The organism is Ruegeria sp. CK2 (genome assembly GCF_056536585.1).
Map to the genome: position 1 here is coordinate 1 of NZ_JBQFPW010000053.1, position 2,046 is coordinate 2,046.

Annotated in this window: 1 protein-coding gene; it reads right to left on the minus strand. The window is 53.4% G+C overall.

The window, feature by feature from the left end; genetic code table 11:
• Window positions 1-1,280: S8 family peptidase (locus ACR0BU_RS24625; RefSeq protein ID WP_480739562.1), on the minus strand; the 1,280-nt coding region annotated here is incomplete at its 3' end.
• Window positions 1,281-2,046 lie beyond the last annotated feature (766 nt).

Consider the following 2,046-nt stretch of genomic DNA (forward strand, 5'->3'; position numbering starts at 1 on the left):
GGCCACTGGCTCTTTAACAGGGCATATCCTCCAGTGACGTGTGGGGCAGCCTGCGACGTTCCGTCAAACGCAACAACGCCGCCACCATTTCTGGTGCTAATAATACCCACGCCGGGCGCTGCGAGGCAAAAGTCTTTCGCAACGCCACAGCGGTTGGAGAAACCCGCTATTCTTTTGTTCCGATCGACTGCGACGGCTGCGATGAAATAGCCATTATACTTGGGCATTAAGTGTGGAATACCTGCGTTGACTGCGACATCCGTCTGGCTGTGGTTTCCTGCGGCAACTACTGATATCAGGTCAGCGGATTTGGCTCTATTCAGAGCGTTGATAGTTGCGGGTCCAAGATATGCTTGGAGCTGGGAGCGGCTTGTAAAATCAGTGATGGGTATGGTGACATTGTTACCATCAACATAAACCCAGCTGTTGTTCATGACGTGCGCACCCGCGTCGATTGAGCGGTTCAGAGCATCAGCCCATACGTCTTGAATCGTTGAGGATTCGTTATCGTTGCCTCGAATTCCTTTGAAGATGACAAGCTCAGATCGAAAGGCAACGCCGTGTGTGCCCCGACCGTCTTTCCGGCCTGCAGCGATGCCGGCAACGTGGGTGCCGTGGCCGCCGGTGTCTGAAATGATGCTGGGGTTTCCGAAATAAGAATAGCTGTTTTGAAAGTCGATTTTCCCGAGGAAGTCTCGATTGTTCACATCGATACCAGTGTCCAGGATCGAGATTTTTACGCCTTGTCCTTGTCCGCCTTTTGCGTATCTCTCATCGGCTTCAATAAGAGAAAGACCATAGTTCCGGTTGAATTCCGGCGTTCGGAAGTCAGCAGGTCTGTCAGGACTGGGAGTGGGGCCTGGAGAAGGTGATGGACCGGGATCTGGAACAGCCCGGGGAGCCGGACCAGGCTTTTGGCCACCACCACCGCCAGCGACGGCAATTGCGGCCCCAATTCCGGCAACCCCCAGACCGATCATCAAACCAGGTCCTGAAGTCTCCTTAGCGCCCCGCTCCGAAGAGGAACCTTTTCTTTCGGTTGGCGCACGATTTGAGGTTTGACGGAGGTATTCCTTCATAATCGTGGGACGGTTCAGGGTGATGTACTCGTGCGCATCCTCGAAGGTCGATGGATCCAGAGCATGTTCACTGATGAGGAGTTTCAGAGCCTGCTCATCTGAGTAGGAGGTCAGTTGGCCTGAGTAGATGTTTGCGGAGACGGCGGTAGCCAAGGTGACAATGGCCGTCGTGGTAAGGATCAACTTCCTAAAAGAAAACATGATAGCTCCTATGCCTTATCCGCGGAAAACCTGACCGCTCGATTGCCAGGGCAGGCCTTTGGCTTTGACGGGGCCACCACACTACTTGCCTCGTCTATTTCGCTGAGCAGAGTACGAGCTCATCTGAGCGGCGAGGCTAAAGTAGCGGGTTTACCGTCGCCTTTCTAAAACACCATTTTGAGGCCTGCGTTTGCACTCAGGGCGGTGGCATCATCGGCATTGCTGAGCCCCGTGGCCTTAGAGACTTTGCCGAAGAAATCCACACGTTCCGCAAATGTATTGGTGCCGCCAATGCCGACCCAAACCGCCCAAGGCTCGCTCGAACCACAAGTAGTAGTGTGAGTTTATTACGGATATTGGCGATGTTCAGCCAAACATTCGGGGGGTAATCAACTCGTTCCATACCCAACACTAGAACCAGCTGGCTGTATTGGGGAAGTTCGCAAATCCTATCTTTAGATAGGTTTCAGCTATAGAGAGACATACACCTGTCAGGATTTCCTTTTGTCAAAACGGCCCAACCAAACAGTCGCTCAGAATATCGCAGGAAACGACCTGATGCTGGCATCTGCAATAGAGACCAGCTTGATATGTTGCCTGGTGTCTGACGAGGGGCAGGTGTTCTAGAACACCATTTTGAGGCCTGCATTTGCACTCAGAGCGCTGGTATCACCTGCGTTACTGAGCCCGGTGGCATAAGAGGCTTCGCCAAAGAGATCCACGCGGTCCGTCAGGGCATAGTTGCCGCCGAAGCCGACCCCAACTG